Origin of the sequence: Cohnella sp. SGD-V74 (genome assembly GCF_003001675.1) — a bacterium.
Classification (GTDB): domain Bacteria; phylum Bacillota; class Bacilli; order Paenibacillales; family Paenibacillaceae; genus Cohnella.
In genome coordinates, this window is sequence record NZ_PVYW01000018.1 from 162,425 (window position 1) to 186,794 (window position 24,370).

The following is a 24,370-nucleotide window of genomic DNA, read 5'->3' on the forward strand; positions in this document are numbered from 1 at the left end:
GATCTTCGTTCTTTTCAATTAAGGAGGGCACGATGAGATCAGAAAAGGAAGTCCAAAGAAGAGTTCGTAAATACATCAATCGACTTAAAAAAATAAATGTCTTTCAAACTGCGCGAGGAATGAAAAATTCTGTTCTAGATATAGACAATGATTCGATCATTATTCAGACAAAGAGATCGGAAAGAGGTAGCTACAAAATCGCGAAACGAGCAATTGAGCGATCTGCACTGTTTGTTTTTCGAGTGAGAACAATCACAAAGAAGGAATTAGAAGCGTTTACGAATTACACATCTGCATTATTTGGGTTACTTGAGGCAATATTTGAAGGCGTTGCACGCATTTCCAAAATGCGCGAATTAAGGCTATCCTTACTTGGAACTCGTGTTTTCTTTAGCGGATTTTCGCATCGTGCACCCTCAGATTTCAAACTTGCACAAGAAACACAGGCTGAATATATATTACTTAGTTATTATTATATTCGGCAAGATAAGACTAACGCTTGGAGGAGACTTGCCGATCAATATGGTTTTAGAGGAAAGATTTTATTGGATAGTGGGGAATATAGTCTCTTTAATTTGTCGAAGTTTAAAGAGATTAAAGACGAACCTACAATCCATGAGTACATCGAATTCGTCAAAGAAAATCGGGAATACTTTTGCATGTGGGCGTCGTTTGACAAGATCGGGAATGATAATGAATCAAGAGAAAACTATGAAACAATGATTGCATCAGAAGTTGAGCCTATGCCGATTATTGGAATTGATAGTCCGCTGTCCGAGTATCAATACGTGATCGAGCAATACGATCCGGCGGTTGTAGGCATCGGTGGAATATTAGGGATAAAGAATAGGACTGCACGAAGAGCACGGCTCAAAGAAATCTTTACTGCATTTCCAAATACAAATTTCCATGGACTGGGCGTAGCTGATTCAAATTTGGTAGCATTTAACTGGTTTAGTTGTGATACTACATCATGGTTAATTGCACCAAGAAAGTATTTGAAGGTCCAAACTATTCACGGTCAGAAAGAATGTCCCAAGTCATGGAGTCTATTTGATAGAATTGCATTTGGAGTAAAGGAACTTAGATCCCTGGAGCATTGGTATCAGACACATTCTCCAACAGAACTCATTATTTAAAATTGAATGGTACTCACAATCGTTCGGAAGCTGTAAGAAGTATCGGGGAAGCGGGAACTGCATCCTTCGTGATCGGTGCGCCGGCGTTAGGGACCAATTCGAACAACTGCAGCTCGCTCTCTGGATCTCCGAATGAAACCGAATTATTTCTAAACTAGGTGCTTCACGAAATTACACATTTGAATGATAAATAGAGTTGCATTCAGACAAAAAATCGAAGAAAAGCACAAGTTACTAAACAGACACACTATTCCAAAGGGGACTAACAGTATTTATGAAAGAACACGCACACGCTCATGACTCAGCAATGAACCATCTTGCTACATTTTTAGAAGAAGATTATAAGCTTGAGGGAAATGGCACTATGCGAAAAGATCCTTCCGAAGAAGCTGAATATAAATACTTGTTCAAAGGCGTTGACCCAGGGCGAGACAATATTCAGACGAGATTTGAAGTTACAAACAAGAAGGGGAGCAACGTTTACTCAGTTTCCATGCTGATTAACTACAATATGCGAGAAATTGGATATTTTGAAGTCTAACTATTTGATAGAATTGCATTTGTTGTAACGAACTTAGATCCTTGGAACATTGCGGTATCAGGTACATTCTCCAACAGAACTCATTAATAATTAATAAGGATAGGTACTCAACAAGTAAGAAATATGATATGATGAATAATAAATTTAAACGCTCATTTGAGCATTCTCTGCAAAATTTAAACCCTACGGGTGGCATTATTCTAGATTCGTCTAGAAAGAGCCAACGTAGGGTTTTTCTATTTGGAGGCTGATAAACATGATCGGATTAAAGTTAGTTCTCTCAATTTGTCTACTTGTGATAGTGCTGATTGCATTTTTTGTATTTTGCCTTCATAGGTGGCATGTTCGAAAATGGGAGGTACTGTCTGAAAGCGGAGAACACATTGAAGTAAACGAAAGAAGGGCCATTCTGCAGCACAGAAAGGAAAAGATAAAACAGGAAGCAATGGATCAGGGCCAAACATATCAGTCAGCTTCAAGAACTGTATGTAAGGAACCGGAAAACTGGACAAACGTTGAACAGTGTGACGTCGAGCATGAGAACAGCAACCAAGAACGCTGGGATTCGGTTCAATTGCAAAAGGAAAATATGGTTGCGAATAGATTTATGAAAGGTGTGCTCGATAGCAATAATTTCATTGAAGAGCCAGTAGTTATTACTAGAAGCCCTTCCAAGATGTCAACGCTAAAACTGGCAAATTTACCATCAGAGGATTTCTTAAAACTACTAAAAATAGAAAAAGGAAATGAGGAAATTCTTGATGAAGAATCAATAATTACTTTTGGTAAATCAATTTCAAGTAAGCGGAAAGTTTGGGAAGATGGACAACATGTCGTTCATTGCCGCATTATCGACAGTGACCAGATCGATTTAGTTGTCTGCGAAGAAATATCAACTGGATTCTCATTTGTTTTACAACATGCGGAATTTGAACATATGGGCATTGGTGATCTTTTTACTGCTCAGATCGATGTCTTAGGCAAAGAAAAGCAGTGGAAAGAGGTAATACAGGTTTGGCCAGGTATTAATGATGCTGATTTAACAGAAGCGGGAGCGAGTTAACCTCCCGTTTCTAAACACGAAAAATCTCCTTTTTTGGATTTATCATAAATCGATAAATGAGTACTCTCAGTTACTGTTTTGTATAGTCTCCCATATAGATACTATACCAGAAACCATAAATGATATATTATTGAGGAGGATAATTATGATTTTTTATTTTGGTGCAGCAAAATCAACTCCTATTGAAGAACAGGGCGAAACATATATCCTGATTACTCTGTCTATATTGCAAAAGTACGGAGTTCTAATCGGAGTTTGTACCGTTTTAATTTGTATGATTTTGAGATACCTTGCTAAAATACGAAAAAACACTAGGCTAATGTCTGTATTTTTAATGATGTCCATTGGTATTTCGATTTTGTGCTTAATTTTCATCTTTTTGCCTTACTTTGTTCTTTATAATCTACAATGAAAGGAGCACTATTTTGTGGGAGAGCTAATTCACATTGGTTTGAGGGGCAGGAAACCAGAAAATTTCTATTCGGAATACTTGGTTAGTTCTGTAGACTGGTTGAACAATGGTTTTATGCAATCATTATATGAGGGTTACCCCAATCTTCCTCCAAACGATCCTCCACTTAACGGGATGAGCTGGTGTGCACTTCCGTTAGGCGCTCGGTTTGGTGTGTGGATTTATAATCCTTACAATGCTGAAAGCAATTATGCAAAAATCCAAGGTTGGAACCCATTTGTGAGATGGTCATCCACTCCGGCATATGAACCTTTAAATGTCTCATCTGCAGTAGAGCGCCATAATCTAGCGTGGATAGTCGATAAGGAGGGCTATGGCCAGTACGGCAAAGTTTTTGAAGACGGAACGGTTTGGGTGCCTTATCCAAGACCAAAGAACTGGAATATAAACTAAGGAGAGGGATGTCAATGCTGACAGCGATATTACCAAGTGGGAAGATCATTAGTGCAATTGAATACGATGAGCAGAAACATGGTTATGAGCTGTATTGTATTGATGTGAATTGCAAAGCTCCGGTTGTGTTTGTAGGAAGAAATGAACGGACAAAAGCCTATTTTAAAACTGTTGGTCGAGATAAAGGAACTAAGCATACTACTAATTGCGGATTTTATCAGCCGTTAGATGTGGCTGGTGCTGTGGAAAAAATTGGTGAGTATCAAAGTGCAGTCCTTGAAGCAGAAGGTGTTCCTAAAAAAATAATACGACTAAGTCTATCACGACTTGATCCAGAATATGAATCAGTTGAACGGGCACCAAGAGAAACTAAAGAAAAACCGGATACTGAGAATTTAGGGTTGAAGGATAAAAGGGAGACACCCGATGTAATAGGATCATTAACCAGCATTGTTAAACTATTAACTTCTGTAGAGCCCGATGTATTAGCATCGATTTACTTTAGTGTTGCTGGACGAAAAATCCCAATGTCTATGGTTGTAATGGGTCCACAGAAAGCGCATGAAACAGTTTGGGCAGATGAGGCGCTCAGAATAAATTATTTCGTCTACGGGAGAGTCATAGCCGTTAGGCAGCTCGAAAAGGTAACTTACCTTGAACTCGAAGGGAAAGAAGCTCCTGTCACACTTGTCATCTTCAAAGATTACTATAAGCACTTTGATGATGATAAATTTAACTTGTACATGAACAAAAAAGTACTTGTTTATGGTCAGCTTAGGAAAAACGATTATGGGGGGAAGAAAAAAACCGAAATAATCATTAAAACTTCAGAGTACATTACAATATTAAAGAAGAAAGAAATTGAAAATGTTGAACAGTAACTTCTTATCTCTTGCACCTTTCAGCATTAAATGTGTAAAATATGAGTAGATACTTTTAGGCTTAATGCCATTTCCGCAAATTTAGACCTTATGGTTGTATTGCTCGTAAAAGAATAGTATCTTTACCCTCAAGGTGACTGCTGATTTTATATCAGTAGTCTTTTTTTGCAATTTTAAAATATATAATTTATATTTCAGGATAAATATTGCATTAAAAATATGACGTGATAAAATAGAAATAAATAAAATGGGATGGGGAGCAGGGTGATTCATATTACATCTATTAGAGATACTTTCCTATATAGAGGTCAGATTTTCACTGTGAATATATGCAGAGAAGTTGAAACGCAGTACGTGCGTCTCGAAACTAATTCTTATTCTGAATTCGTAAAACCTGTCGAAAACGGATTTTTTACAAGACCAAATTCAGAAATAGCCTCTAGTTTTGGATCTGACGATGTAATGCTCATCCCATCAAGTTATGGGGAAAAATATCAAAAAATTCTAGAATCAGAACGAGCTAAACATAATGAGCTTTATAAAAAGAGATGGGAAAGTCAGTTCAGAGCTGGTCTTGGTGGTTTGGTTTATGGATCAATCAATCCTGGTCAACCTGCGGGCTGGAACTTGTTAGTGTTGATGAGATTACCGTCGGGATTACTGAGTGAATATTCATATAAAAATAATATGTTTATTGGAGAATCAGAAGCGTGCGAGGCATTCAGAAATCTTAAAGGAATTGATGGAACATTAATAAAAAATGGACTTCCGTTCCCAGTAACCTTTGTTGGAAAAACTGAGCTAAGAATGATTGTGAAGGGCAGGGGCTGACACTTGAGACCCAAAAAGGATAAGGGCTTAAAGAAAATACACCAAGGGATTAGAATACCGGACTATCTCGTTCAAGTAATGAGAAACCATGGCGGTGTTCAAAAATTCATTGATGCCCTGCTCACAGGTGATGATACGATCGCAACTTGTTTACTATTTGATTTGGTTGATGCAATTAACAGAGAAGATAATGTAAAGAAAAACTCTGCAATTAATAATGCAACTTGGTTCTTAGAATGGAAACAGGAAAGAAAGGCATAGGAATAGGGGGTAGCGCATGTACACAGTTCGTTTTTCATCAAAAAGAGTAGAAAAAGAAGTGAAATGTTTGGAAAAAAAAGATCGAGTAATAGCTGAAGCTGTATTTGAAGAATTGATGAAGGAACCCCGTCCTGCAAAGTATCAATATGAGCAACTCTTGTGCAACTCAGTCGTGAAAAAATTAAAAGCCGGCCGGGTAAGAATTTTCTATATGATTAACGAGAACATAAAGGAAATTGTTGTAGGAAGAGTATGCTACAGAACTTCAAACACATATCAATGTGAACCATCCAGTTGGTTCAGAGGAGTGGTTGCATAAATGACAGATAATCTGTCAGTAATCATTTTAAATCTATGCTTTATTCCGTTTTTATTGGTATCATTAATATTATCAGTTAGAATTTTTAAAAAAAGAAAAAAGAGAGGGTATAGGGTTTACGGATATGGCACAGCCCTATTATTAAGTTCTGAAATACTCTTATTGCTTTCGATTTCCCTAGAACAAAACGATTGGATACAAACGTTAAGAGATTCTATTCAGTATTCTGGGTTCTACATCTCATTTTTAGGAATTCTGCAACTGTATAAAGTAATTCCATGGCGTGCCAGAGTAACGTTATATGGATTTTCTGTTATTATTTTTGGCGCCGGATTAATACTTGATGGATGGGAAAGCATTCTATTTGCCTTAATTCTGTGTTTAGCTTGCTGTAACAAGGGGAAATGGATTCCCGCAACTCAGGTGAGTGTTGTACTAGGGCTAATGCTAGCTTCGGAATTAACACAGCTGCTTAAACAATTTCTAAGTATTGATAAATACTTTCAGGTGGATCTTCTTGGTTCTATACTAAATGGATTGACCATCTGTATGTTTATGGTCATAATTGTTGAGCGAATATCTGATGTGTTGGAGAAGTCATATCAAGACTCCGTCATTGATATGTTAACTGGCTTGTTTAATCGCAGATACTTCACTGGAATGATAGCAAGATACGTGGAAAGGGAATTGCAAGTAACCTTGGTGATACTCGATTTGGATAATTTTAAGAAACTTAATGATTCTCAAGGACATGAAGCGGGAGATGCTGCTTTAAAAAGCATAGCTGATATTATTAAAGAGGAAGTAGATAGCAAAGGCTTCGCTGCTAGATTTGGTGGGGAAGAGATGGTTATGCTAATTACAAAGGATATTCAGATTGCCGAGTTCTGTGAGAATGTAAGGTATAGAATAGAAAAAGAATCGACGCCTCAAATCACTGCAAGCATTGGTTTTTCGAAGTGGGTAAGTGGAGTTTCGGTGAGCGAGCTAATAAAGAGAGCTGATGAAGCCATGTACCATAGTAAGTCAACTGGTAAGAACAAGGTAACTGGTTATCAATAAAGGGGACGGATGGCATTGGAACGTACCTATTCACCAGAAGAGGTTGCTCGATTATGTGATGTCACTGTAAGAACTGTTTATGACTGGAACAAGAAAGGTTTAGTCGTAGGGTTTCAGGAAGGTAAGAATCTACGGTTTAGGAAATCTGATTTCCATTTTTATGAAACAAGTATAAGCCTAAGAAAGGCTGCAATCGAAATAGATGTACCTTTAAAATTCTTAATTCAATGGGTCGAGAAGAAAAAGAGGTTGCTTTCAGCTCCCTTTGCAAGCAACACTAAAAAGTATTTTGTTGATAAAATGTGGCTCAGTCAATCAAAGGACCAAATACTTGAAGAGTATCGATCAAAGCAAAAAAAGACTAACGAAAAAGATCGTACTGGGAAAAAATTGTCTTTATTCAAAGATGCACTAAGATTATTTGATTCTGTTGATATCGATGGTTCAAAATACCGCATTACGAATCTTGATCTATTGGAAGTCATTGATGAGCTTGGACAAAGGAAAACCTTAGCGAATCTTAAGTGGCAGTCGGCAGAATGTATGAATCGACCTTACATTGGATATGAGGGTCGAACAGAGTTTCAGATACCAAAGTCAAATGACATTTACTCTGTGGAGTTTTTTGTTCTAGAAAGACTCGTATATTATTGCGGTATACACAATGTCATAATCTATGAAAATAGTAATTACTATTTAGTAGTTTGTAGGAATTGCATAATTCCTTATAACGAAGCATTGTATGCTGCATTAAGCCAATATGTCATAGATGGTTTCGTGTGGGTAGACGGAATTGGCAACATTGTTCTAGGAGAGTACGAAATCCGACTTACAGTGCCATTAAAATATAGCTCAATGCTTGAAATTGAAAATATTCTTAAATCGAATCTAGATGACAGTTCGATTCCAAAATGGATAGGAAAAAAAATAGATGAGATTGTTGAACATCAGAAGAACCATCCACTAGAAACTTAATCTATTGCGGATATGGAAAATTAGACTTATAATTAAAACAGTTCGAGTGAATTCACTCATTTTAAGCAAATTAAGGACTCTATTGAGCTTCTATTCTTAGGAATAGGTGTGTCAATAGGGTCCTTTTTTATTTCAAAAAACTAATACAAGGGGACTGAGAAGATTGAGGAGGAAAGCACTTCTATGGATCGCATCGCTAGTAATGATGGGGGTTTCAATTTTTGGATACTACCAGTTTATACAGGCAACTAAATCGAACGTCGAGATGAGAACTACCATAAAACCAACAAGATTTCTAAAAAGCAGTGAAGTAATTGAGCGGTCTATGTTGCAAGAGGTCGTAATCGCTAACGAAGCGCATTCAGCAAATGCAATTCTTGATATCGATCAACTTATCGGTTTAACAGTCGTAGTTCCAATAAGTGAACAAGAGGAATTTCTCCCATGGAAACTCTCTAAAAAAGAGATTGTCCCAAAGGAGGGGGAAAGGTACTTCAGCTTTAAGACTGATCAAATTGCCAATGTCAACAATATGGTTAGAAAAGGAGATCGAGTAGACGTCTGGGTTGAGTTTGACACTCCAAAGCGTGCAGTTCTTAATGGTCAATACTGGCACATAGGCGCAATCAAAATAATTGAGGGACTCATGGTTTCCAGTGTAAAGAATGCTGAGGGCATTGAGATCACTGACGAGAAAACAATTTCGGTCTTTTCACAATCGGAGGCAGAGCAACTTAGAAACGACCGTGGAAAGGCAACTGGAAAAGCCGAACAGAACACGTACATTATGAATGATGATATATATACAGCCTATGTTCTTGGATCCATTGGTGGAAAAGTGAAACTTGCACTCCCCAATCTAGCTGAAACCGACAGCGCGGAGGCTAAAGTAACCGATGTTTTTCAGAATGTAAATGGTTCCTCCATCTTCATTAAAGGAATGGATGAAGATCAAGTAATCAACTTCACAGGTGAAGTTAGCACCCAAAATGTGAGGGGGAGTCAAGTAGAGAAAGAAGATGAAAAGTCCTCATTCACTGATACTCAGGATAATTCGAGTTCCTCCAATGTTGAAAATTCGAACGAATAGGAGATTGGCGAAATGAATGCATTATTCGCTTTGAAACAAGATGCAAGTTTAGAAAAAATTCTCGAAAATAAGAAGTTTGAAATCAATATCGAAATTGCCCAAGACAAATATGTTTTTATGAACAAAATGAGGTCCCAATTCGATATTGTCGTTGCAAATTGTAATCTTTTTGAAGACGTATACCCCTGGGAATGGATGCTTACCATCAAGGAAAAATCGCCGGCAGCAAAAGTAATAATTATTTTAGACCATGAAGTATACGATGCAAGTCTTCAAGAAGTCGTAACTCGATTGTCAAATGATTTTGGGTACCTGATAGTACCATCTGGACAGTCCCCTGAAGAAATAGGAACCGCGGTATCAAACGAATTATTTAAACCTAATGTTCGAAATACAACAAGTACTGATCTTGGAGAAGTTATTTCCATTTGGTCTACATCAAACAAGGATGGTGCCAGCACCATCGCTGGAAATACGGCATTAGCAATAGCGCAAAAATTCCCAGAACTTAGAGTGGGCTTAATTGACCTCAACTTAAAAAATCCAGAAATCCGGACAAACTTCAATTTGACAGATCGCGGAAGAAACAATCTTAAAATTCGTCCAAAAATGCAGACCGGTACTCTAAGCTCAGATGATTTATTAGCAGCATGTCTGGTTTATGGAAGGCTTAAAAACTTACATATTCTAACTGGATCATCCAGGAGAGATACTGCATTTGATGTCACACCAGAAATGATTCACCATCTGCTGAATACAGCAAAAGCTACTTTTGATATTACGATCGTAGATGCTGGGGCGCAGCCTGATAATGCTGGGACAATAAGTGCAGTAAGGTTGGCGGACCATAAATGGTTGGTCACACAGAATTACTTCTCTTCTTTCAAATTAAGTTGGGGTGAGTGGTTTGATTGCGTTTGGAAATACTGTGGAATTGAACCTAAAGATATCGCCTTAATAGTTAATAGATCTACAAAGAGCGGGGAAGGAAAAAGTATCTCAAATCATTTGGGGATGCAGCTATTGGCCGAAGTTCCTAACATTATGGGGGGAGAAGGACTTCGAGCAGTGAATGAGGGAATTCCTGCTTACCAGCTTGGTGTAAGTGAGGAGTTTAATGAAAAAATAAATGAACTTGTTCGAAGTGCAGCTGGTAAACACGTTTCCAGCAATGACAATCCGGAAAAGAAGCAGGGGATTTTCAAAAAGTTATCATCTTTGTTCTAGGAAAGGGGAGACTGATTTGTGAGCGAACCCACTATGAGGATTAGGAAGAAATTTCATCTGACAAGCTATATAAAGGATTTAAAACATTTGAATTCACTTGATAATAAGCCTGAGAAGTTAATCCCGATTGCTAAACGTCGAGTAAGAACAAAAATGTCCCTTAGTGAAGCTTCAGAAATAATATACAAGCATCTAATGGATCGATCGAAAAACGATACCCAGCTCCATGAGGATATTATGAGTGCAGGTTTAGGAGAACCAAATGCCCAGGAACGATTGAAGGCGGTTGTTGAAAACCTGATTCTGGAATACAAAATCGATATTGATGAGAGCACATTAATTGATAATCTGAGCCCCGCAGAGTCAGTATTTGCAGAAACTTGTGGTGCAAGTTTATTGGATGATCTGCTGAGGCTGCCGGATGTAGAAGAGGTTCAAGCAATTGGTCAAGATATTTTTCTAATCAGAAATGCCGAGCAAACTATGCACCATCGGAAATTTTCTTCATTAAAGCATGTTGAACTTCTTCAAGACCGGCTCGCGCTTTGTGGTAAGAAGCCAATAAATGATGCAAACCCATTTCTTCAAACTTATCTTTGGAGTGGATCTAGATTAGTAATGAGTAGACCCAGGTATTCTGATGTGCCGGCAATTCACATCAGAAACTTCCTGGTAAAAGATGTATCGCTAGATTTGCTTGCTACGAGTCAATTTCGGACGATTAATACACAAATGGCGGGGCTTCAAAAAAAACTCATTAAGTTTAAGTCAAGCTTTTTGATCGGCGGAGGAACTAATACAGGGAAAACTACATACTTGTATGGCCTCTGCGAAGCAATGTCAGAGCAAGATAGAATACGTACATTGGAAAAGGAGTTTGAAATTTCTTTAAGACGTCGTCTATCCGGAAAGCGTAATATACTTGCAGTCAGGGAAGTAGAGGAACTGGGACTAACAATGGAAGAAGCTTTTAAACCGCTATTGGTTATGTCCCCGACCTGGATCATAGAAGGAGAAGCAAAAGGAAGCGAAATCAACCAAGCAATCCAAGGTTCACTACGTGGTCACAATGTGATCGTTACCGTTCATACAAACAATCGGGATAGTATCACATCGGATATATACGACATGATTAAACAAGATAATCGAAATCATGATGTAGCAGATATTATGAATCGGATTGCACGAGCTTTTCCAATTCTCGTCTATAAACGGATCATAAAAATAAAAAACGTCAACTATCGAGTAGCTACAGAAATAACGCATTTGTACGTTGAGGATGGTAAGGTTTACGTGAAACCGCTTGTCTTATGGGACTATGAGAAACTTGATTGGGTAACTACTGGAAACAAGTTTCATCAGTCGTTCAAGGAACGATTGATTGGAAATGGTGCAACGGCAGCAGATTTTGCTGAGTTTGGAGTGTGGTAATTTGATAAATATCCTTGGTAATACAGTACTTTCTGGAATAATCAAAGGCATTTTCCACTCATTATGGATCGTTGGATCAGCTATGTTAATCCTTCAAATCAACCAAACGATTGGGAATCGATTCAAAGGCAAGAATCGGTGGAGAACGTTTGAAGGAAATTCACCCCGGATAAGCACATCATTTTCTCTTAAGGAATCGCCTATTCTTAAGAAGTTCGTAAAGGAGATTGACTTTGCTGAGATAAAATTTCAGCCAGGTTTTATATTTGCATTAATGGTCATCATGACTATTTCTGCATTCTGGGGAATAGAAGGAGCTATCTATCTACTGAAAGTACAATTCGCAACTGGTTCTGATCGGTTGAGTGATTCCGGTGTTTGGATCATCAGTCTTTGTACAAGTATTCTATTCGGCTCAATACCCTATTTCTATGTTCACTTCAAAGTACAAAGAAAACGCCATCGAATTTCGGTTCGAATGATAGCTTTGGTCCAAAATATAATCGGAAATTATAATCACCGACTAACGATGCTAGAGGTTATCCGGCAGTCGGAGGAAACAATGCCAGAAGACGTAAGGGGTGAATGGTCTCGATTATCGCTGTCATTAAGTATAAAAAAAATTGACGAAGCTCTTTATGAGTTTGCAGATAGAATAGGGAATAAATGGGCGGAAGATTTAGCAGATATGCTGCTAATTGCATCCGAGCACGGTTCCGACATAACAGATTCATTAAAAAGGCTTGTTCAGCGAATGCAAACTGAGAAAACGAATGAAGATTCGCGCTTGGCAATGATCACAGTTTTTCGAATCGGAACAACCATTCTTGTAATTTCAAACTTTATCGTAATTTTTGTGAACATTTGGTTGGATGGAGCAAATTATCATGCATATTTTATTGATCCAACAGGAAAGCTGCTAATTGTACTATCGATAATTGTGATGTTCGTGTCAATGATCTTAGTCATTCGTTCAGGGAAGAAACAGTTTTAGGAGGCCAAGGAAATGTCAATCAGTATAAACGTACTACCATGGCTAACCGCAATTCTGTTTATTGTTGGGGCATTCTTATTCTGGAGGACATTCTTTTCCCAATTCAAATTCAATCGAACTAACCGACTGGCTCTTTTTCTCGAAAGAGCAGAAAGAAAAATAAAAAGACCTAAACCTGAAGATTCAATTTTAAATAGTGTGACAAAAACTGTACCTTACAAGGAAAGGTTGTATCTAGAAAGAGCGCGATTATCCGGCCTATCTCCAGATTGGACAAGAAATAAGTTTATCGTTATTCAGTTGACAATCTCAATACCACTGGCAGTTGTTTCAATCATGATGACCATTACTGATCCGATTATGATTAAATTAATTTCACCGACAGACTGGGTGATTGTAGGGATAAGGACAATCATAATTGCTTCAATTGGTTATTGGTTGCCAATGTGGATCATTATGGCAGCTGCTAAAAGTCAGAAGGCAAAATGGTTAATGGAAATTGCTTTATTTGCAGAGAGGTTATCTCTGTGTGTTTCAGATAAAGCAGACATTCGCGAAATGATTAGTAGGGCAAGCAGACCCTTAAATCTGCTAAAGCCTCACATCACAGAACTAGTTGAAAAGTGGCAAGTAGATCAGAAGAAGGCGATATGGGGATTTCAGGCTTCTGTTGGAATTACGGAAATTTTTCCACTTGTGAATGCATTGGACAATATTAGCAAGGCTAAGTCAACTGATATCGTTCATGTCTTAAAGGACCAGACAGCAAGTATTGAGGCTGCATTGGAGGCGGATGTTAAAAAACAAATCGAAAATGCTCCGATCGTCATAAGCTTCTTAGTTCTGATCCCATTCCTTATTACGCTAATACTACTATTGTATCCGTGGGTAACACAAGCGAGTAAGCTAATTTCAACAAGTATTTGAATACGTCTACCTTTTAAGGAGGTGATTTTTTGAGCAAGTTGCTTGTAACAGTTGCGGTTTGTGTTCTCACGCTCGGATGTTTATTTTACATATTCGGAGTTGAGATCATTCCTCCGCTGGTTACAGCTGGGGGGGCAACCGGCAGTAGGATAGAAACAGCATTTATTTATTAACCATAAAAGGAGAGATTGAGTAAATGGGAAAATTGTTGACAACTGTTGCTGTGTCCGTATTGGTTCTCTCTATAACATTTTTTGCAATAGGCTATAAGATCCTTCCGGGAGTTACGCCGAAAGGCGAAAGTATCGGGACGGGGATTGAAACACTGAGAGTCGATCCAGCAACTGGTGCTGTAACGGCGACGCTTCCATGACCTATGAGTAAATTACTTGCTAGTTTATCACTCGGGGTCTTGATGTTAGGTGTAGTCATTGCAATTTTTCTTGGCAACGGCAACGGATTGAACCAGAAGGTCATTGATGGGCATGGAAACCTATCTGAAAAAATACGCAAGTACGACTATGTTACAAATTAACTCTGAAGCCTGCGGTCCACGCAACTGCAGGCTTCATTAAAAAACGACTACAACACTATTGTGTAAATATAGAGGTGATACAATCCAATGATTACCAGAATAAAACAAACCATGAAATGTAATCAAGGTGTCGCAACTTTGATTACTACCATCTGGATAATGCCCATTCTGATGGTATTGTGTTTTAGTATTATTCCGTTCTTTGTTTATAGTATGAAACATGACAAACTTATTTCCATCGTGAATCATGCATTGGAGGAAGTTCAGGATGTCGGATTAATGAGCTCCACCATTATCCAAAACACAAATGATAGGCTCTCAGAAATAGGAATGGGAAGCATTAGCATTAACGGGAACGGATATCCTTCTTACTCTGGCAGCACTTTTAATAAAGTGTTAAAGGATGATCCAGATCCGACCGTTTCTGTCGTATTAAAATACCCTGCTCCAAACATTACCAAAATAATAAGGGCGATCGGAGGTAATGGTTCAAGCGAGGAAAATGAAGGATTCTATCAGATCACGGTCTTTGCAAGGAGTGAAGCTTATGAGTAAACTCCGGAATAAGTTTTTTAGTCTCTGTTGGTATACGTTAAAAGATAACAGGGGCGGAACACACGTTCTTGTTTTTGTGTTGTTCTCTGCAATTCTTATCACTCTAATCTGGGCCGTTTCTATCAACTGGATTCTTCAAGTTTCCAGTAGCCATAAACTTAAGCCTGCATTAGACCAGGCGACAAAAGCAGCAGCTGCAGATGTCAACGAGATAGAGAAAGCAAGGGGACGCCTGGTTTGGGACAGTAGTGCAGGAACAAAAAATTTTTACAAATACCTTAGACTAAATCTGAGGTTGGACAATGACGATCAACCCCAAAACGATAGCTTTTTGACTAGCAAACCAATTGTACATGTACTGGAGGCTGTTACTGCAAACTCTTATCCCTTTTTCTATCAAAAAAGCATTTCGGTTAACTCTGGGACAGACCATGAAGTAACAAGAAATATTGCGGTAACCATATACGGTCCATCGGTTGTGGCCATAGTAGAAATCAAGCAACCGCTTTTGGGATTCAGTAGATCTGAACCAATTGTGAAAAGTAGTGTCTCAAATATAAGATTTCGATAGGAGTAGATAAGTTGAGGATAAGTGCGGACTATTTCTTATTAGAGAAATTACGAGCTCATCATTCTGAAACATATTATCATTCACTTCGGGTATCAAATCTTTGCTTACAAATTTCGAGGTTTTTAGGCTGGCAATACAGAGACTCTTTTCTAGTTTGGCGGTCGGGACAGTTACACGATATAGGGAAGATTTATGTCCCACATCAGCTTTTATCATTCCCAGGACCATTAGAACCGGAACAGTATGAACGCGTAAAAAACCATGTTACTTTAGGGGCCGAACTTCTAAAAAGATATAGAGTAAATGTCGAGATTGTTCAAGCAGTTATTGGGCATCATGAGAGAGAGGACGGATCAGGATATCCGGATGGGAGATTAGATCAGACAGAGTCATCGAAGTTATTGGCTGTGTGTGATGTCTTTGACGCAATGACAGAAGTTCGAGCATACAGAAAAGCAGTAAAACCGATGGATGTAATAGAAATGATGGAAAATGGACAATTGGGATATCTGAACAAAAAGTACATTTCTGCATTAATGAATCTTGTAATCGATAGAAAAAACATAGCCAAAATTGATTAGGAGGATGCTACAAAAGAATGATAAACGGATCAGATAATGAAAAGTTTAGTGCATCCCTAAGGAATGTTGCAGGAAGGATAACATCTTCACTTGTCGATAAAATATTTAGCCCATTCTTGCTTGGGCAGGTAAACTTAGATACATACATTAGTTCAGTAGAAGGTTATACTTTCATCCAGGAACATTTTGAAAGAAACTGGCCACTTTCTTCTCATTTTGAGATGTCAAAGCAGGATACATTTAGGACTATTAAAAAAATGGTCGAAGACGGACTTGAGAATAGGATCGTACAAATATTGCATGTAAAGTTGTCTACTCTGCTTGACCAGTATAGAATTGCTTTAGTTGAGCAGAAGGCGCTCACAGAAGATTTGAAAACGAATACAGTTCAACTGGACATTCTACATAAAATTCATGATGTTCACACAGAAATGTTAGAATACGCAGAAACAATAGCAAGAATAAAAATATATCTGCAGGCAAAAAACAGATTGTCAGAATTAGAAAATGAAAACGGAACTAAAGAGATATCTTACGACTACCAAACAACTAGTGACGATTGGCAAGGCAAGCTCTATGTATTCCAACGGAAGATTGAAGGTGGTAATGTTGATGTAGCTGATGGAATAGGCTACATTAGCGAAAGATGGGTCCGTGCAATGGGGCTAGAAGATGGAGACATTGTACGGCCGATAAAAAGGATTCCACTTCAAGAAGGAATAGGTTTTAGATATGAATTTAATTTAGTTGAAAAACGAAAATGTAAACAACCATTCCAAAGAGAATTATTATCAAAATGCAGGATTAGTACCAACAATGTTGTAGAATTTTACGAAAATGGGCAGGAAATTATCCTGAATAATAAGAAAGAGACATTTTTGCTTTCAAATAATGAAATGAAAAGGAAAGACCTAAAGCCAGGAGATATTATCGATATTGCTTTTCCTAGTGGTAAACCTCATAAGTATAAAGTAGTTTGGAAATACGAATAAACGGTAAGCTCCTTTTATTATAGGAGCTTTTTTTGTCTTACGGGTATCGATGGCCTGCACGATCAGCTGCAGTTCGCGTCTTGGTTCTTTTCATGAAAGACAGATTCGCGTTTGGTGCGGAGACGACCGATCGCGTTATGCGCGCCGGCGACACGGCCGACATGATCAACTGCAGTACTTGTCCAGGTTCGCCGATTGAATCCTGGCTTTGATCAACGTACGGGCGTCGGCGGCCAACGCGAGCAGTTGTTTCTCACGCTCCTGGTTCTCTGTGGCGACGTCGAAAGCCAGTACGATCAGTGTGGCTTGAGCTGGGTTCTCCAGATGAAATCCAGCTAACGCGATTGGCTCACCGCCAACGGCCGGCATGAGTTACAGCTGGAATCCGGGTTCTCCGACGGCCGACTCGACCAGCTGCATGTGAACGGTAAGATAAAAGTACCCAAAATGATCAAATGGGTTTCCCAAAAAAAATGTGCAAATTCCCCACTTTAATCGTGCGGAAATGGACCGAATCTAGCAACTCCGCTACCTGTTCGTAGACGATGACGAGGGGGCGGAGAGATACTAAAGATGAGTCAGATCGAGACGATCAAGAATATGCAGAGCAAAGGCCTGGGGCCGAGAACGATCACGGAACGGCTGCAGATCGACCGAAAGACGGTGAGGAAGGTCTTGGAGTCCGACACATTCCGAAAGCGACGGTGTCGGAGCCGTCCAAGCTGGATCCGTATAAGCCGCTCATCCAGGAAGACCGCAAGAGCCGGTACAAGCAACGGCATACCGCCAAGCGCATCCATAACCAACTTGTGGGGGAATGTCCGAAGTATGACGCCTCCTATCCGCTGGTTCAGCGGTACGTGCGCAGTCTGCGGGAAGCGCGGCACCAGGAAGGAACGCCGGGCGAAGCGGCGAGAAGAAGGCTTGTAATGTAAGTTCCTGTGCGTCACCTTTCCCTACAGCAACGCCGGCTACACGCAGCTCTTCGGCGGTGAGACGGCGGAGTGCGTGGTTCACGGTCTCCGGGACCTATTCCACCGGATGGGCGGCTGCCGGGGCGCCTCGTCTTTGACAATGCCAGCGACGTCGGCCGCCGGGTGAACGAGCACGTCCAGATGACGGACCTGTTCCTCCGCTTCAAGGCCCACTACGGCTTCGAGGTGACATTTTGCAATCCATACGCCGGACATGAGAAAGGCAATGTCGAGAACAAGGTCGGCTACTTTCGACGCAACGTCTTCGTGCCACTACCAGTCGCAGGGGACACATGCAGGAACGAGGAGCTACTTGGAGGCTGTGAAGCCGACTGGCAGCGCGAGCACTACAAGAAAAACGTCCCCATCCAGTTGCTCTTTGAGGACGATAAGAAGGCGTTGCTTTACCTTCTGCGTCACCCGTTCACCGCCTGCCGTTACGCGAGAGTGAAGACGGAAGGCTACGGCAAATTCTCCATTGATGGTAAGTACTTCTACTCCTCGTCGCCGGAGTGAGCCGGGCGTGAAGTGACGGTGCGAATCGGCGCCCATACGGTAGAACCGCTGCTACCAAGCGGCGAACCGATTACTGTGAACCTTCGTCTAATCGGCAATCAACGAACCGACAGCGTCGATGTCCGAACCACGCTCAGCCGCCTGCTGCAGAACCCCCGGCACCTGGAGAAACAGCCAGCCGAGATAAGCGATTCCAGATGCGCTTCGTGAGTAGCTGGACAAGTTGGTACGCACCGAGCTCAAGGAAACGCTGGCTACGATGGAGCAACTCTCCGGTCGCTATGGATTCGATACCGCCTTGCAAGCGATGGAGGAAGCGACGAAGCTCGGACTGCTCACCAGCGCAAACAAGCGTCGTGCTTGCTTCAGGACTGGCCTCGTTTGATCCGGGGGAAAGCCCAAGCGTTGATCTGAGCGTGTATGACCGAACGCTGGGGCCTGCGGCGGGGTGAGACCATGAACATGGCACGGGGAGCGTGAGGCGTTACACGCCGAAATCTCAGCCTTCTGCAAGAAGTTTGTGCTCAGCCAGCGCGCCGTCCAGCTATGCGAGACGGAGGCGACACCGCGGCAGGAAGAGTGCTCGCGGAAGAAATGGAAGCCGGGAGCGTAGCCGCCGAGCCAAGCTCTGCTTAGCCGTGCCGGTTTTTCGGTCTACAAGACACTGGACGGTTACGAGCGCCATGGCGTCAAGCTACCAAGCTCCCTGCAGTGGAGCGATCTGACGGAAGGTACATTTATTGGGGGCGGAATCTCGTCCTGTACGGGCCGGTCGGTACCGGCAAGACGCACTGGGCCATTGCTGCCGGCCTGCGTGCCTGCGAACTGGGCATGACGGTGACCTGACGAACTTGTGCTGCTCTGGCCAAGGCGAAGCCCGGCGGCACACTGGAGCGTCTCATACGTGGCTATAAGAGCGAGTACAACTACTCATCAATTTTGTCGGCCATTCTACTGCAAACTTCAAGCATTTCTATGAGCACTCGAATAACATTCCTGGTTGTCCGAACGTAGATGGGCGATAAGCATGGGTGCTGGTGTCGCATGAATCCGATCGGGGAGAAGTAGACGTCTTAGGCCGGCAGGCGACCGCTTTTTCCCGCCTTCCGCTGCGGATCCACAATCCAGATTTCTCGCTATTTAGTCAGGCTGATAACGTAAAGCCTACAATGTGTATCTTATGATCGTATATCTTATCACATAATATATCCTTAAACATCGATTCTCGCGTATTGTGGCACTACCTACCTACAGTTACGTTTGCATATTCTTCTCCCCTTTGAAACTTTGGTTTAATTCTTCTCCCTTTTTTCCATCCTAGAGGTTTCGTTTTTTTCTAGACCATTCGGTTATATCAGGTTACGTGAAACGGATCTAGATACGACTAAGAATGTGAGGGCGGCCGTCCGCGCGCTATATTTCGAAATGGGTTTAAAAAGGAGGTCTACGATTCAAGTATTTACGGCTAGCTGAAGAGTTGAAGGAAAAGGTCGAACCGCATTATTGCGAAGTCACAAAAGTAATTGATGTGACGGTGACATATAAAGCATCAAAAAGAGAGACCCGAACAGACCAGCAGGCAGACGAACGCCAGGATGGAGGGAGAAGAAAAAACGGATAATAGTATTATGTGATAAGATATACGTTGATAAGATAATAAGAGCACGCTATAATGGAAACAGATGTTCTTAACTATGCGAACGGGGGAACTCCATTGAAAACGCCAATTCCGTATGTTCTTACTCACGATTCAGATTTTCAACATGCCATATGGTTTCAATGGCCAATTTCTGTATTCAGCGACGGTGATTGCATCTATGAAGGTGGGATCGTAGATGAGTTTGACGATGTGGTCGTTCTGATTAACAACAAGCTATTTTTCAAGCATAGTTGGCAGTTTGTCAGACATCTGGCCGTTCAGAACTCATAATGGGCCATGATATTATAGGTGATCGATCCTGAATCGATCACCACGAAAGAATAAGGGGGTCATATCGTTGAAGCAAAATTCACCTGTTATTAAAGATTCAAAAGTTGGCCGTATTCTTCAGGTACAGGAAATAATTGATTTTTTTGTACTCTCAGAAATTATGGAAACCCCGAGATACCTTCAGGAACTAGATTCTCGCATGGTGCTATTTTTTAGGGGAGTTGGTGTTAATCTCTCCTACATGAGCAGACGCATTGCCTTTATGCGCGAGAAAGGCTATCTGGTGCAGCAGTGGGATGATCCGGTAAATCGTGTGAAACATTATTGCAGAATCACTGATGCCGGCCGCGAATACTTTATGATGATGCTCCGCGACCTTCCCGGGAAGATAGAGAACGGTCTATCGTTCTATCAAAGCATAAGCGAATACACCGCTAAGCGATATGCGAAATGGGATGTTACCCAGTAATCCAGAGGGGGGAGACTTAATCATGGATAAATCAATCGATCTGATACTCGAAGATCTTAAGAAGTCACTACCTTTTGAAGCTGTCAGTTATCATGAAAACAATCAAACGAAAGCATTCATCAAGAATGATTGGTATGAGTGGTGGGCAAGCACGGTTGCAGGCAGCCTTTACAAAAGTGAAGTTCGATCAGTTACAATCGAACCTGGTCAATATATTGTCGTCATCTGCAGAGTTTGGATCGGAGAAGTCTATCATGATGGCAGAGGGTTCGAGGATCTTACGAAAAAAAGTAACACCTCACTTTCGACATTAGTGGATCTTGCCGAAGCTGAAGCTTTTCGCGCAGCGTTTGATAAATTTCAGATGGGATGGCATAACCTTGGGAAGTATCAAAAATTGAACATACCTTTATCAGCTTCGCATAGGAATTGCATTAAATGTCAATCCTCATTGACGACGGAAGATGTAAACTATTTGCGAGAACGTCCTCATATTAAAAATGACTATCACCGACATTGCATTCCAAGTCACCTAGATCGATAAAAACAATTGATTCCGGCTCATATTATTGATAGGATACAGATAGATATTATTTCGCCATGAGCATTTATGCAAGAGTTTGACGCCCTAGAGGACGTTCTTTACCGTTTGCCTATGCAAACGAAGGAGAACGAAGCTCTAGGGCTTTTTTGCATTTTCTAAGGTTTACATTTTATTTACAAGGAGGAAATTACGATGACTGAAGGTTTATTCAATCCACTTGCATTTCTTGAACGTGTTGGTGATGATTTGTATGCTAAAGCCATGCGCTTTTTGATCCAAAGTTACCCTGATGCAACCTGGGAAGTAACTCGTTATCCGGACAAAAAGGGAAGACTGATCAATCCGTATTTACAAACAGATGTCGGTTATTTCGTCGAAGTCACTGTAATTGTCAATCAGATCCGCAGGAGTCACCTGCAGGCTGTTCTCGACGAAAACGGTGCCGTGATCTTCGAGGGAGCGACCGCTCATGAAATCCAAACCGCAATACAGGATTGTTTCCTCATCTGCGTTGGATTACATGGATTGCACCATCAGTTTTGGTCCTTTGTACAAGGTGACGAACCAGTAAATGAAACAGTTGTTGTTGAACCCCTTCCGGAAGAACCACCGGTGCGACAGGATCCTTCTGAACGGATCGATGTTTCGGCGACCGAAGATAACATTTTCATATTAAAGGATGTAGACGTCGTCGTCGGTGCAAAGAAGCCCTACTACCGTCTTGATCTACAGCTTGGGAACCAGATTTTCGAAGTACGGGTCCCTGAACATATGATCGAGGAGTTTGATCGGGCAGCTTTTCGAATCGAGGAAAGACTTGCAGTTTCTGCACGCCGCGTACATTCTCCGCACGGAGAAATAACGGTTATGCAGGGCTTCAAGAAAATTTCTGCATAATTATCTCATGTAAAGGAGTTTTGAAATGACTTATTTATTGAATCGCTGGAGCGGAATCGGAAACGTAGCAACAGATCCTCAGACTGGAAATATGGGTGACGGATCGCCCTGGGCTTCCTTTCGTATCGCCTGCGATCGTCCTTATGATGGTGATGATGGATTGGACGCTGACTTCATTCCAGTAGTCGCAAAATGGGATTTGGCCAAGCAAGCCTCAAGGCTGATAAAAAAAGGACGTCTTATTTATGTTGAAGGAAGAATTTCGGTTAGAGGTTCCAAAGACGGTATCGGCCCACAGATTGAGATACATGCAGAATTTATACGCATGCTGGATGAACCTCCACAGGGAGTTAGCCGACTTAACAAAAGTCAGACTCGAACTGAAAACCCGCGATTTGAATATGCTGTTTCTCGCGATCTATCCTCAGAACAAGGCGATTCCAGAACAAGACGAACTGGACCAATTCCAGCTAACGGCGGCCGTCCATATCGTTCTCCTTCATACAATGTATAGCTAGATCCATTTTTTACATGGTACCCGTTCATAAGAGCTGCTCAGCAGCAACTTATGAACGGGTTTCTTTGTAACCAAGGAAACTTATAGACTACCATCAAAAGGAGGGAGCACCTCTGGTGCATTTATATGCAGAAATACGAATTTTGCAAATTATCCAGTGTTCAATTTTAAGTGCAATATGCTATACTACAATTAGTTCAAAGTTCTGTCCAATAGAAGGACATTTTTCGCAATAACAGCCCTATCGGGTGCAGTATTTCAATGTGTTTGATTTCAACAAACACATTAGATGCCTGCACGATCGATAGGGCTTTTTTGTTGTTTCCGAAGTCTTTTGTCTATCTACAACTTCAATGAACGATTTTGAAAGGCATTCTATCCAGTTCATCAGCTCGTTTTTGAAGATTCATCCACTTACGCTTCCAGGTTGATGGACGACCGCTAAAAATATCCAAGGTTAGATTCCAGCAAAAAAACAGAGTCGTTATCAGGGATATTAAAAACATCCATACCGTCCAAACACGGATGTACTGAGGAGAGTGATATATGAACCACTCTGAAATAATCCCGAGCTTGATTAAAACGGCATCGAACTGATCCGGAAAGCAGAAGACAGGAAAAAACGAAAGAAAGCTAAGTGTTACAAACAAAACTGCAGCTTGCATTACATGAATGAAAGTGAAGCATAGCCAAACGAAAACCATTAATAAGAAAACAAGCGAAAAAACTAGTATGAACGTACGATCCGTTCCGTGTCCAAATATGAATTGATTGATTGCGTAAAGAAAATAATCAAACATGCAAGACACCTCACATTCTTATTTGTGCAATATTTATCTAATATAATTTATATTATCAGATAAATATTGCACAGACAAGAATAAGTTGTCTGTCCATTCTGACCAGAAAGGAGCACCAAACGTAAAACACTTTTTATTCATTAGGAGGTATGTTGTTCGTGAAAATTAGAAGGCTTATTGCGGTTCTCCTATTGACATTCGGGTTAAGCCTTGCCGTAGCTGCACCTACGTTTGCAAAGAATGATCTAGACTTCAGCAAAATTGAAAGCGTTCAGTCTGGTACTGGAACTGAGACCGCAATTACGGATACGCTCGATAAATGGGTCTTGAACCTCCGGATTGTGGGCGTCATTCTTGCAATCCTAGCGATTGTACTCGGCGCGATCATTTTTTCAATGTCTCTCGGGAACTCTCAACGAAGGGGACTTGGTATTTCTGCAATGCTTTGTGCAGCCATATCGATAGTAATTATCATAAAAGCTCCTCAGCTCGCCGGCTACTTCATCAATCAGACCTAGAAAACCTAGCCCTGCAAAAGCAGGGCTATTTTTAGAAAGGGGAAATCAATTGAGAACTCGGATGCCCTTCGACACGGAAAAGGAAAGAAAGCCTCTCAAGGTATTGGAAATGAGCTTCTCTTGGAGACAGGTGGCTTACTTGTCTGTTAGCCTGCTGGCTTGTATTCAGTTGATACAGTATACCTATGTCGATTCATTTCCTCTTGTTATGAATATCATCATTATTGTTTTGGATTTGCTTATTTTCGTTCCCGCTATCGTTTTTGGATTTATCAAGAATGAAGCTACAGCTTTATTCTTAGATCGATACTTAACCTATTATTTACGTCATGAGAAAAGAGAGAGCGGATTGTGGAGGCGATAAT

Annotated in this window: 30 protein-coding genes; 29 read left to right on the plus strand and 1 reads right to left on the minus strand. The window is 40.8% G+C overall.

The features are described from left to right. The first annotated feature begins 32 nt into the window (after window positions 1-32). From B0G52_RS25110 to B0G52_RS35995, 22 genes are all read left to right on the plus strand, one after another. Complete coding sequence (locus B0G52_RS25110; protein WP_094048381.1) at window positions 33-1,139, plus strand: hypothetical protein; 1,107 nt, start codon at window positions 33-35, stop codon at window positions 1,137-1,139. A gap of 274 nt (window positions 1,140-1,413) precedes the next feature. Further along, on the plus strand, window positions 1,414-1,680 hold the full coding sequence (locus B0G52_RS25115; RefSeq protein ID WP_094048383.1) for a hypothetical protein: 267 nt from the start codon (window positions 1,414-1,416) through the stop codon (window positions 1,678-1,680). Window positions 1,681-1,936: 256 nt separating this feature from the next. Continuing rightward, the gene (locus tag B0G52_RS25120; RefSeq protein WP_094048385.1) at window positions 1,937-2,743 is read left to right on the plus strand and encodes a hypothetical protein; all 807 of its coding nucleotides are present in this window, start codon (window positions 1,937-1,939) and stop codon (window positions 2,741-2,743) included. 427 nt (window positions 2,744-3,170) lie between these two features. Continuing rightward, window positions 3,171-3,608 (plus strand): hypothetical protein, encoded by a 438-nt coding sequence (locus B0G52_RS35380; RefSeq protein WP_143762639.1) that lies wholly within the window; start codon window positions 3,171-3,173, stop codon window positions 3,606-3,608. 14 nt (window positions 3,609-3,622) lie between these two features. Then, the gene (locus B0G52_RS25130) at window positions 3,623-4,489 is read left to right on the plus strand and encodes a hypothetical protein (RefSeq protein ID WP_094048389.1); all 867 of its coding nucleotides are present in this window, start codon (window positions 3,623-3,625) and stop codon (window positions 4,487-4,489) included. 264 nt (window positions 4,490-4,753) lie between these two features. Then, window positions 4,754-5,320 (plus strand): hypothetical protein, encoded by a 567-nt coding sequence (locus B0G52_RS35385; RefSeq protein ID WP_143762640.1) that lies wholly within the window; start codon window positions 4,754-4,756, stop codon window positions 5,318-5,320. A 3-nt stretch (window positions 5,321-5,323) separates the two neighbouring features. After that, window positions 5,324-5,581: a hypothetical protein gene (locus B0G52_RS25135; RefSeq protein ID WP_094048391.1), complete on the plus strand. Its 258-nt coding sequence runs from the start codon at window positions 5,324-5,326 to the stop codon at window positions 5,579-5,581. 16 nt (window positions 5,582-5,597) lie between these two features. Beyond that, entirely contained in the window at window positions 5,598-5,900 is a 303-nt protein-coding gene (locus tag B0G52_RS35390) for a type II toxin-antitoxin system RelE family toxin (protein WP_143762641.1), read from the plus strand. Then, complete coding sequence (locus B0G52_RS25140; protein WP_094048393.1) at window positions 5,901-6,962, plus strand: GGDEF domain-containing protein; 1,062 nt, start codon at window positions 5,901-5,903, stop codon at window positions 6,960-6,962. Between the two features lie 15 nt (window positions 6,963-6,977). Further along, window positions 6,978-7,937: a helix-turn-helix domain-containing protein gene (locus tag B0G52_RS25145; protein ID WP_094048394.1), complete on the plus strand. Its 960-nt coding sequence runs from the start codon at window positions 6,978-6,980 to the stop codon at window positions 7,935-7,937. 163 nt (window positions 7,938-8,100) lie between these two features. Continuing rightward, window positions 8,101-9,027, plus strand: a complete 927-nt coding sequence (locus tag B0G52_RS25150; protein WP_143762643.1) for a CpaB family protein — start codon at window positions 8,101-8,103, stop codon at window positions 9,025-9,027. A 12-nt stretch (window positions 9,028-9,039) separates the two neighbouring features. Continuing rightward, entirely contained in the window at window positions 9,040-10,254 is a 1,215-nt protein-coding gene (locus tag B0G52_RS25155) for a CpaE/TadZ family protein (RefSeq protein WP_094048398.1), read from the plus strand. Between the two features lie 18 nt (window positions 10,255-10,272). Next, window positions 10,273-11,685: an ATPase, T2SS/T4P/T4SS family gene (locus B0G52_RS25160; protein ID WP_094048401.1), complete on the plus strand. Its 1,413-nt coding sequence runs from the start codon at window positions 10,273-10,275 to the stop codon at window positions 11,683-11,685. After that, a complete protein-coding gene (locus B0G52_RS25165; protein ID WP_143762644.1) occupies window positions 11,636-12,679 on the plus strand; it encodes a type II secretion system F family protein in 1,044 nt (347 codons plus the stop codon). Before B0G52_RS25160 ends, B0G52_RS25165 begins: the two co-directional genes overlap by 50 nt. A gap of 12 nt (window positions 12,680-12,691) precedes the next feature. After that, on the plus strand, window positions 12,692-13,606 hold the full coding sequence (locus B0G52_RS25170) for a hypothetical protein (RefSeq protein WP_094048405.1): 915 nt from the start codon (window positions 12,692-12,694) through the stop codon (window positions 13,604-13,606). Between the two features lie 196 nt (window positions 13,607-13,802). Next, window positions 13,803-13,979 (plus strand): hypothetical protein, encoded by a 177-nt coding sequence (locus B0G52_RS35695; RefSeq protein WP_158223860.1) that lies wholly within the window; start codon window positions 13,803-13,805, stop codon window positions 13,977-13,979. A 249-nt stretch (window positions 13,980-14,228) separates the two neighbouring features. Further along, window positions 14,229-14,696, plus strand: coding sequence for a hypothetical protein (locus B0G52_RS25175; protein WP_233163027.1), 468 nt, complete (start codon window positions 14,229-14,231; stop codon window positions 14,694-14,696). Next, on the plus strand, window positions 14,689-15,267 hold the full coding sequence (locus tag B0G52_RS25180; RefSeq protein ID WP_094048407.1) for a hypothetical protein: 579 nt from the start codon (window positions 14,689-14,691) through the stop codon (window positions 15,265-15,267). Before B0G52_RS25175 ends, B0G52_RS25180 begins: the two co-directional genes overlap by 8 nt. An 11-nt stretch (window positions 15,268-15,278) precedes the next feature. Further along, window positions 15,279-15,848, plus strand: coding sequence for an HD-GYP domain-containing protein (locus B0G52_RS25185; protein WP_158223861.1), 570 nt, complete (start codon window positions 15,279-15,281; stop codon window positions 15,846-15,848). Window positions 15,849-15,865: 17 nt separating this feature from the next. Then, the gene (locus B0G52_RS25190; RefSeq protein ID WP_094048411.1) at window positions 15,866-16,840 is read left to right on the plus strand and encodes a hypothetical protein; all 975 of its coding nucleotides are present in this window, start codon (window positions 15,866-15,868) and stop codon (window positions 16,838-16,840) included. Window positions 16,841-17,544: 704 nt separating this feature from the next. Further along, on the plus strand, window positions 17,545-17,775 hold the full coding sequence (locus tag B0G52_RS35990) for a hypothetical protein (RefSeq protein WP_106359415.1): 231 nt from the start codon (window positions 17,545-17,547) through the stop codon (window positions 17,773-17,775). 180 nt (window positions 17,776-17,955) lie between these two features. Beyond that, window positions 17,956-18,330, plus strand: a complete 375-nt coding sequence (locus tag B0G52_RS35995) for a transposase (protein ID WP_198960723.1) — start codon at window positions 17,956-17,958, stop codon at window positions 18,328-18,330. An 87-nt stretch (window positions 18,331-18,417) separates the two neighbouring features. Here B0G52_RS35995 and B0G52_RS36480 read toward each other — a convergent pair whose 3' ends face one another. Then, window positions 18,418-18,552 (minus strand): hypothetical protein, encoded by a 135-nt coding sequence (locus tag B0G52_RS36480; RefSeq protein ID WP_255407509.1) that lies wholly within the window; start codon window positions 18,550-18,552, stop codon window positions 18,418-18,420. Between the two features lie 489 nt (window positions 18,553-19,041). Here B0G52_RS36480 and B0G52_RS25210 point away from each other — a divergent pair, with 489 nt between their 5' ends. The 7 genes from B0G52_RS25210 to B0G52_RS36710 all read left to right on the plus strand — a co-directional run bounded on the left by B0G52_RS25210 (window position 19,042) and on the right by B0G52_RS36710 (window position 24,369). After that, window positions 19,042-19,176 (plus strand): ATP-binding protein, encoded by a 135-nt coding sequence (locus tag B0G52_RS25210; protein WP_094048415.1) that lies wholly within the window; start codon window positions 19,042-19,044, stop codon window positions 19,174-19,176. Between the two features lie 1,151 nt (window positions 19,177-20,327). Then, the gene (locus B0G52_RS25220) at window positions 20,328-20,729 is read left to right on the plus strand and encodes a helix-turn-helix domain-containing protein (protein ID WP_094048419.1); all 402 of its coding nucleotides are present in this window, start codon (window positions 20,328-20,330) and stop codon (window positions 20,727-20,729) included. 22 nt (window positions 20,730-20,751) lie between these two features. Next, window positions 20,752-21,273 carry a hypothetical protein gene (locus B0G52_RS25225; protein ID WP_094048421.1) on the plus strand — a complete coding sequence of 174 codons (522 nt, stop codon included), beginning with the start codon at window positions 20,752-20,754 and terminating at the stop codon, window positions 21,271-21,273. Window positions 21,274-21,465: 192 nt separating this feature from the next. Then, window positions 21,466-22,170, plus strand: a complete 705-nt coding sequence (locus tag B0G52_RS25230) for a Sak single strand annealing protein (RefSeq protein ID WP_094048423.1) — start codon at window positions 21,466-21,468, stop codon at window positions 22,168-22,170. Window positions 22,171-22,195: 25 nt separating this feature from the next. Next, window positions 22,196-22,684, plus strand: a complete 489-nt coding sequence (locus tag B0G52_RS25235; protein ID WP_094048425.1) for a single-stranded DNA-binding protein — start codon at window positions 22,196-22,198, stop codon at window positions 22,682-22,684. Window positions 22,685-23,645: 961 nt separating this feature from the next. Continuing rightward, the gene (locus B0G52_RS25245; RefSeq protein ID WP_143762645.1) at window positions 23,646-24,005 is read left to right on the plus strand and encodes a hypothetical protein; all 360 of its coding nucleotides are present in this window, start codon (window positions 23,646-23,648) and stop codon (window positions 24,003-24,005) included. 61 nt (window positions 24,006-24,066) lie between these two features. Next, complete coding sequence (locus B0G52_RS36710; RefSeq protein WP_094048431.1) at window positions 24,067-24,369, plus strand: PrgI family mobile element protein; 303 nt, start codon at window positions 24,067-24,069, stop codon at window positions 24,367-24,369. Window position 24,370: the final 1 nt, after the last annotated feature.

Coding starts and splice junctions, on each gene's coding strand:
- B0G52_RS25140 (WP_094048393.1), top strand. CDS start 5,901: ATGACAGATAATCTGTCAGTAATCATTTTAAATCTATGCTTTATTCCG.
- B0G52_RS25190 (WP_094048411.1), top strand. CDS start 15,866: ATGATAAACGGATCAGATAATGAAAAGTTTAGTGCATCCCTAAGGAAT.
- B0G52_RS25130 (WP_094048389.1), top strand. CDS start 3,623: ATGCTGACAGCGATATTACCAAGTGGGAAGATCATTAGTGCAATTGAA.
- B0G52_RS36710 (WP_094048431.1), top strand. CDS start 24,067: ATGCCCTTCGACACGGAAAAGGAAAGAAAGCCTCTCAAGGTATTGGAA.
- B0G52_RS25170 (WP_094048405.1), top strand. CDS start 12,692: ATGTCAATCAGTATAAACGTACTACCATGGCTAACCGCAATTCTGTTT.
- B0G52_RS25115 (WP_094048383.1), top strand. CDS start 1,414: ATGAAAGAACACGCACACGCTCATGACTCAGCAATGAACCATCTTGCT.
- B0G52_RS35390 (WP_143762641.1), top strand. CDS start 5,598: ATGTACACAGTTCGTTTTTCATCAAAAAGAGTAGAAAAAGAAGTGAAA.
- B0G52_RS25175 (WP_233163027.1), top strand. CDS start 14,229: ATGATTACCAGAATAAAACAAACCATGAAATGTAATCAAGGTGTCGCA.
- B0G52_RS25235 (WP_094048425.1), top strand. CDS start 22,196: ATGACTTATTTATTGAATCGCTGGAGCGGAATCGGAAACGTAGCAACA.
- B0G52_RS25120 (WP_094048385.1), top strand. CDS start 1,937: ATGATCGGATTAAAGTTAGTTCTCTCAATTTGTCTACTTGTGATAGTG.
- B0G52_RS25225 (WP_094048421.1), top strand. CDS start 20,752: ATGGATAAATCAATCGATCTGATACTCGAAGATCTTAAGAAGTCACTA.
- B0G52_RS25110 (WP_094048381.1), top strand. CDS start 33: ATGAGATCAGAAAAGGAAGTCCAAAGAAGAGTTCGTAAATACATCAAT.
- B0G52_RS35695 (WP_158223860.1), top strand. CDS start 13,803: ATGGGAAAATTGTTGACAACTGTTGCTGTGTCCGTATTGGTTCTCTCT.
- B0G52_RS25155 (WP_094048398.1), top strand. CDS start 9,040: ATGAATGCATTATTCGCTTTGAAACAAGATGCAAGTTTAGAAAAAATT.
- B0G52_RS25230 (WP_094048423.1), top strand. CDS start 21,466: ATGACTGAAGGTTTATTCAATCCACTTGCATTTCTTGAACGTGTTGGT.
- B0G52_RS35995 (WP_198960723.1), top strand. CDS start 17,956: ATGACGGACCTGTTCCTCCGCTTCAAGGCCCACTACGGCTTCGAGGTG.
- B0G52_RS25180 (WP_094048407.1), top strand. CDS start 14,689: ATGAGTAAACTCCGGAATAAGTTTTTTAGTCTCTGTTGGTATACGTTA.